Source organism: Pseudomonas sp. UBA5568, from assembly GCF_002425525.1.
Lineage (GTDB): Bacteria > Pseudomonadota > Gammaproteobacteria > Pseudomonadales > Pseudomonadaceae > Aquipseudomonas > Aquipseudomonas fulva.
The window spans coordinates 1-6157 of sequence record NZ_DIMK01000009.1; the positions used below are offsets into that span (position 1 = coordinate 1).

General features: G+C 63.6%; 6 protein-coding genes and 1 pseudogene. 3 read left to right on the forward strand and 4 right to left on the reverse strand.

All coding sequences use genetic code 11. The annotated features are described in order from the left end of the window. Positions 1-898: 898 nt before the first annotated feature. Positions 899-1426 (forward strand): annotated as a pseudogene (locus tag B2S33_RS21515) (HAMP domain-containing protein); the annotation flags it as partial. Continuing rightward, positions 1424-2287, forward strand: coding sequence for a methyl-accepting chemotaxis protein (locus B2S33_RS21520; RefSeq protein ID WP_414226569.1), 864 nt, complete (start codon positions 1424-1426; stop codon positions 2285-2287). The pseudogene B2S33_RS21515 and the gene B2S33_RS21520, both read left to right, overlap by 3 nt. 54 nt (positions 2288-2341) lie before the next feature. Here the strand turns inward: B2S33_RS21520 and B2S33_RS03230 are convergent, their stop codons facing one another. Beyond that, a complete protein-coding gene (locus B2S33_RS03230) occupies positions 2342-3532 on the reverse strand; it encodes a benzoate/H(+) symporter BenE family transporter (protein ID WP_111475432.1) in 1191 nt (396 codons plus the stop codon). A 145-nt stretch (positions 3533-3677) separates the two neighbouring features. On the opposite strand from B2S33_RS03230, the gene B2S33_RS03235 reads away from it, so the two are divergent. Continuing rightward, positions 3678-4280, forward strand: a complete 603-nt coding sequence (locus B2S33_RS03235) for a glutathione S-transferase family protein (RefSeq protein ID WP_028687830.1) — start codon at positions 3678-3680, stop codon at positions 4278-4280. 69 nt (positions 4281-4349) lie between these two features. On the opposite strand, the gene B2S33_RS03240 is transcribed toward B2S33_RS03235, so the two are convergent. The 3 genes from B2S33_RS03240 to B2S33_RS03250 all read right to left on the reverse strand — a co-directional run bounded on the left by B2S33_RS03240 (position 4350) and on the right by B2S33_RS03250 (position 5958). Beyond that, complete coding sequence (locus B2S33_RS03240) at positions 4350-4721, reverse strand: glutaredoxin family protein (RefSeq protein WP_028687831.1); 372 nt, start codon at positions 4719-4721, stop codon at positions 4350-4352. 61 nt (positions 4722-4782) lie between these two features. Then, complete coding sequence (folE, locus tag B2S33_RS03245; protein WP_023535356.1) at positions 4783-5328, reverse strand: GTP cyclohydrolase I FolE; 546 nt, start codon at positions 5326-5328, stop codon at positions 4783-4785. A 69-nt stretch (positions 5329-5397) separates the two neighbouring features. Continuing rightward, positions 5398-5958, reverse strand: a complete 561-nt coding sequence (locus B2S33_RS03250; protein WP_023535332.1) for a Smr/MutS family protein — start codon at positions 5956-5958, stop codon at positions 5398-5400. Positions 5959-6157: the final 199 nt, after the last annotated feature.

Here is a 6157-nt window from a genome sequence, read left to right on the forward strand (position 1 = left end):
GGCAAGACAGTTGCTCCCACACGGGGCTCAGTAGCCTGTAGATTGCACTTTTGTGGGAGCGGTCCTTGTGCCGCGATGGGCTGCGCAGCGGCCCCAAGTTCTCCGCCCCGAGCCGCAAATCTTCATCCCTCGCGCACCCCAGCCTGCCTTCGCCAACCACCGTCGTTGCCAGACAACATCCGGCCACCCATCCCTGCCTTTCATACGTAGGACGACTCCTACAAACCCATTACCGACATACTCATAGCTATTTGACACTATTCTGACGTCAGGCCCTTGTTCAGGGGTTGGCAACGTTGCCACCCTTGGCGTTCGGGATAACCTGACACCCACAAGGGGAATCGGCATGGGCGCGAGCAAGCACGGTGTGTTGGCCAACCTGGGCATGGCGCGCAAACTCGCGCTGGGCTTCACCCTGGTGTTGCTGCTGACCCTGGCGGTGGCTGCCATCGGTATCGCGGCGTTGCACAGTGTCGGACAGCGCTTTGACAGCCTGCGCGCGCTGGCACAATTCAATACCGACCTGTTGCGTCTGCGCCAGCACGAACAGGCATTTGCACTGCGCTCCGACATCAAGCAAGCCGAAGCCTTGCGCGCCGGCTTGCAAGGGTTGGTCGAGCGCGCTCGTGCACTGCCGGCCCTGGCCGCAGCCGAGCCCGAGCTGGCCGCCTATGGCCAGGCATTCGAAGCGTTCGTCGGCGCGGTGCAGGCCAAGGAACTGGCGCTCGATACCGCCAGCTGGTCGGTCTCAAGCGTTGCCAACAACCTCGACGTGCTGCAATCCGGCCTGGCTGATGACGGGGTGTATACCCTCAAGCAATCACAAGGCCAGCAGGGCGGTGAGTTCCTGGAGCAGGCCGCGCAGGTGGCGCAGGTCTCGCGGTTGATGCTCCAGGCCATGGATGAAGCCCGGGTGCGCCTTGAGAAAAGCCGCAAGGGCGAAGACGACGTCAGCCAGGCGCGCATCGCGCAAACGGTCGAGGCCGCCAGCCTTGTGGGCCAGTTACAAGCGGCTGTCACCGACAGTGGCTACCAGAGCGTACTCAACGAGGTGGCGGGGCACATTGGCAGCTTCTCCGAAAAACTCAACGAATACACCGACCAACTGGCCAGCGAACAAGGCCTCAAGGCGCAGTTGCAGGCCTCGGCCGAGCACGTCACAAGTCGCGTCGATCAGGCCTACCTCACCGAAGAGCGCGTGCTGCAAGGCGACTTGCAGCGCAACACGGTGGCCATCGCTATCGCCACCGCGCTGGCCTTGCTGGTGGGCGTGCTGGCCGCCTGGCTGATCACCCGCGCCGTGGTTGGCCCGCTCAAGCATGTGATTGCCCGTGCACAGCGCATTGCCGACGGCGAGCTGGCATTCGAGCCTGTCGCCCCGCGCCGCGATGAAGTGGGGCAACTGATGCAGGCCATGCAGCAGATGGCCGCCGGCCTGTCAGGCATCGTCAGCGGTTTGCAGCAAGGCATCGAGCAGTTGGCCGGCAACGCCCAGGCGCTGTCGGCCGTGACCGAGCAGACCAACCGCGAAGTCGGCAGCCAGAAGGAAGAGACCGAACAAGTGGCCACGGCAATGCAACAGATGACGGCTACCGTGCACGATGTGGCGCGCAACGCCGAGGAAGCCGCGCAAGCGGCGCAGGCTGCGGACGAGAAGGTCGATTCGGGGCAGCATGTGGTGCGCCAGAGCATGCAGCGCATCGAGCAGTTGGCCGCCGCGGCCGAAACCGCCAGTGCGGGCATCGAGAGCCTCAGCTCTGAAATCCATACCATTGGCGATGTGCTCGAAGTCATCAAGAGCGTGGCCGAGCAAACCAACCTGCTGGCCCTCAACGCGGCCATCGAAGCGGCCCGGGCCGGCGAGCAGGGGCGCGGCTTTGCAGTGGTGGCCGACGAGGTGCGTGCACTGGCCAGGCGCACGCGCCAGTCCACCGAGCAGATCGAAACCCTGGTGGCTAGCCTGCGCGGCAATGCGCAGCAGTCCGTCGCGCAGATTCGCGGCAGCACGGAGCTGGTGCGCCTGGCCGTGGCCGATGCCCTGCACACCGAAAGCGCATTGGGCAGTATTGCCGCAGCGGTGTCGTTGATTCAGCAGATGAACCAGCAGATCGCCGCCGCCGCCGAACAGCAAAGCTCGGTCGCCGAAGAAATCAGCCGCAGCGTCACGCAAATTCGTGGCAGTGCCGACCAGGCTGCGTTGGCCATGCAGGACAGCGCCCGGTCCAGCGTCGAGCTGGCGCAGCTCGGCACCGACCTCAAGGGCATGGTGGGGCACTTCAGGCTGTGATGGCGCCTGCCTGGCAGGGCTCCGCCGGCGGGGAGCCTGCCATGGGCGGGTGTCTTACGCCTTGCGTGGGTTCAGGATCAACAGGGCCAGTACACCGGCCACGATGCCCCAGAAGGCCGAACCGATGGAGAACAGCGTAAGCCCCGAGGCCGTGACCATGAAGGTGATGACGGCCGCTTCACGCTCGCGCGCTTCACTCATGGCTACCGTCAGGCCATTCATGATCGAGCCAAACAGGGCCAGCGCCGCAATCGACAGCACCAGTTCCTTGGGCAAGGCCGCGAACAGCGCTGCCAGGGTCGCTCCGAACACGCCGGCTACACCGTAGAACACGCCGCACCACACGGCCGCGGTGTAGCGCTTGCTCGGGTCTTCATGGGCATGCGGCCCGGTGCAGATGGCCGCGCTGATGGCGGCCAGGTTCACCCCGTGCGAGCCGAACGGGGCCAGCAGCAACGAAGCCAGGCCGGTGGTTGAAATCAACGCAGAGGCCGGCACCTGATAACCGTCTGCGCGCAGCACGGCAATGCCCGGCATGTTCTGCGAGGTCATTGCCACCACGAACAGCGGAATGCCGATGCTGATGGTGGCTGCCAGCGAAAAGTGTGGCGTGGTCCATACCGGCGTTGCCATTTCCAGGGAAAAGCCGCTGAAGTCCAGCAGCCCCAAGGCACCGGACAGGGCCGTGCCCACCAGTAGAGCGGCCAGTACGCAGTAGCGGGGGGACAGGCGCTTGACCAACAGGTAGCTGAAGAACATGCCCAGCACCAGCAAGGTGCGGTGCTGGGCGGCGACGAAGATTTCGCTGCCGATCTTGAACAGGATGCCTGCCAGCAGCGCCGATGCCAGCGAGGCAGGAATCCGCTTGACCAGGCGCTCGAAGCTGCCGGTCAGCCCACAGATCAGCACCAGCGCAGCACAGGTGATGTAGGCCCCGATCGCCTCCCCGTAGCTCACCCCGCCCAGGCTGGTGATCAGCAGCGCCGCGCCTGGCGTGGACCAGGCCACGGTCACGGGCGTGCGGTAGCGCAGGGACAGGCCGATGCTGCAGACCGCCATGCCGATCGAGAGCGCCCAGATCCACGATGATATCTGCGCGGTGGTCAGGCCAGCCGCTTGCCCGGCCTGAAACATCAGCACCAGCGAGGAGGTGTAGCCGGTGAGCATGGCGATGAAGCCTGCGACCACCGCCGAGGGCGAGGTATCTGCCAGGGGGCGAAGACGAGCGGAAGTGGCATCGGTCATGAAAAATCCTTGTAAGGGTGTACGCCGTGGTTTTCAGACTAACGCCAGGCGAGGTGACAGCAGCGATACAGCGATCATTGCTTTTAACCGTACAGTCGTTAACTATCAGGCGCTCTGGTATGACGGCATTGCAGGGGTAGGGGTGATGTACAAGGTTTACGGCGATTATCAATCGGGTAACTGCTACAAGGTCAAGTTGATGCTCAGCCTGTTGGGGCGGCCCTACGAGTGGCACGCCGTGGACATTCTCAAGGGCGAGACCGAGACGCCCGAGTTCCTGGCCATGAACCCCAACGGCAAGGTGCCGGTGTTGCAACTTGAGGACGGTAGTTACTTGTGGGAATCCAATGCCATCCTCAACTACCTGGCCGACGGCAGCGAGTTCCTGCCCGCCGAGCCGCGCCTGCGCACCCAGGTCTTGCAGTGGCAGTTCTTCGAGCAATACAGCCATGAGCCGTATATCGCTGTGGCCCGCTTCATCCAGTTCTACCTGGGGCTGCCGGATGATCGCGTGGAGGAGTACCGCAAGTTGCACAAGGGCGGGTACAAGGCGCTGCGTGTGATGGAGCGGCAGTTGCAGGTGACGCCGTACCTGGTAGGTGACCAGTATTCCATCGCCGATGTGGCGTTGTATGCCTACACCCATGTGGCACAGCAAGGCGGTTTCGACCTGGCGGACTACCCGGCCGTGCGTGCCTGGCTGGAGAGGGTGAGCAGCCATCCGCGGCATGTGCCGATGGTGGGCTGATTCACGAGTAACATGTAGGAGCGACCTCGCTCGCTGGCGGGTGCCAAGGCTGCACCCGCCACCGCTGAATCAACCCTTGCCAAACCGCTCATCCAGGTAGGCAATGATGGCCTTGGACTCATACATCCAGGTCACCTTGCCCGCTTCCTCGATGCGCAGGCAGGGCACCTTTATCCGGCCACCGCCTTGTTCCAAGGCCTGGCGGTGCACAGGGTCGTTCTTGGCATCGCGCAACGCCACCGGCACGTTCAGGCGGTGCAAGGTGCGGCGGGTCTTGACGCAGAACGGGCAGGCATGGAACTGGTAGAGCGCCAGGCCCTTGGCCGCCTCGTCCACGCGGGCCTGGGCCGCCGGGTCGCGCTTGCGCTTGGCCGGGCGGCTGGCCCAGTCGCCGAATACGATAAGCTGGCCGAGGCCAACCCGCAGGGCTTTGACGATCATGTACAAACTCCTGAAATGAAAAAGGCCGACCGGCAGGGGTCGGCCTGGGTGACGCAGCCGGTTACTTGATCAGGCTGAGGAACTCGCTGCGGGTGGCCGCGTTGGCGCGGAACTCACCCAGCATCACCGACGTGATCATGCTCGAATTCTGCTTCTCCACACCGCGCATCATCATGCACATGTGCTTGGCCTCGATGACCACGGCAACGCCGGCGGCACCGGTCACCTGCTGCACGGCATCGGCGATCTGGCGGCTGAGGTTTTCCTGAATCTGCAGGCGGCGGGCGTACATGTCGACGATACGCGCCACTTTCGACAGGCCCAGCACCTTGCCCTTGGGCAAGTAGGCCACGTGGGCCTTGCCGATGAAGGGCAACATGTGGTGCTCGCACATCGAATACAGCTCGATGTCCCGGACCAGCACCATTTCGCTGTTGTCGGAACTGAACAACGCGTTGTTGGTCACTTCTTCCAGTGTTTGCTCATAACCGCGGCAAAGATACTTCATCGCCTTTGCAGCCCGCTTGGGCGTGTCGAGCAGGCCCTCACGGGAGACGTCCTCGCCAATCTGGCTGAGGATCTCGGTGTAGTTCTGTTCCAGGGACATGGATCTACCTGTGGGAAAAATCGCAAAAACGAAGGTTACGGCGGCAAGGGCGGCGCTGCAAGCGCGGCGTTACTCGTCGCGGCCTTCGAGCATGGTTCGTTTGAGCATCACATAGACCGCGCCGGTGCCCCCGTGGCGGGCACTGCAGGAGGCAAAGCCGAGCACTTGCGGGTGCTGGCGCAGCCAGGTGTTGACGTGGCTCTTGATCATGGGGCGCTTGCCGTCCAGGCGTGCCGCCTTGCCATGGGTGACCCGCACGCAGCGTACTTCAAGGCGCGTCGCCTCGGCGATGAAATCCCAAAGCGTCTCGCGCGCCTTTTCCACGGTCATGCCGTGTAGGTCCAGGCTGCCTTCGAACGGTATCTGCCCAAGCTTGAGCTTGCGCAGCTGGGTTTCCTGAACACCGTCACGGCGCCACATCAGTTCGTCTTCGGCGCCCACGTCGATGACGAACTGGTCGGACATGCCATCGATGACCAATGCCTTGTCGCTGGACACGGTCGCCGACTGGCGCAGGCCGGCCAGTTTCTGGCGATCGGCCTTGGGCTTGCCGACCTCGGCACGGTCGTGGGTGATCGGCTTGACGCCGCGCACTTCGGCCTTGAACAGGGAAAAATCGTCGTCTTGCATGATGCCTCCGCGTGGGCGGCATAGTTTACGCGAGTGCGCGGCGGTGTGCAGCCATGGTGGTCGGGTGGGGAAGGGCGACGGTGGGCTACTAAGGGGGACGGTGAGCTAAGGGAGACGGTGAGCTAATGTAGGAGCAACTGTCTTGCCCGATTTATTTAAAATCTAGCCCGCCCCCCCAGGGGGCGCGCTTGTCGCGCGG

Bases quoted from the DNA above. Each gene is read 5' to 3' on its own strand.
- B2S33_RS03240 (WP_028687831.1), bottom strand. From the start codon at position 4,721: ATGATCGTCAAAGCCCTGCGGGTTGGCCTCGGCCAGCTTATCGTATTC.
- B2S33_RS03235 (WP_028687830.1), top strand. From the start codon at position 3,678: ATGTACAAGGTTTACGGCGATTATCAATCGGGTAACTGCTACAAGGTC.
- folE (WP_023535356.1), bottom strand. From the start codon at position 5,328: ATGTCCCTGGAACAGAACTACACCGAGATCCTCAGCCAGATTGGCGAG.
- B2S33_RS03250 (WP_023535332.1), bottom strand. From the start codon at position 5,958: ATGCAAGACGACGATTTTTCCCTGTTCAAGGCCGAAGTGCGCGGCGTC.
- B2S33_RS03230 (WP_111475432.1), bottom strand. From the start codon at position 3,532: ATGACCGATGCCACTTCCGCTCGTCTTCGCCCCCTGGCAGATACCTCG.
- B2S33_RS21520 (WP_414226569.1), top strand. From the start codon at position 1,424: ATGGCCGCCGGCCTGTCAGGCATCGTCAGCGGTTTGCAGCAAGGCATC.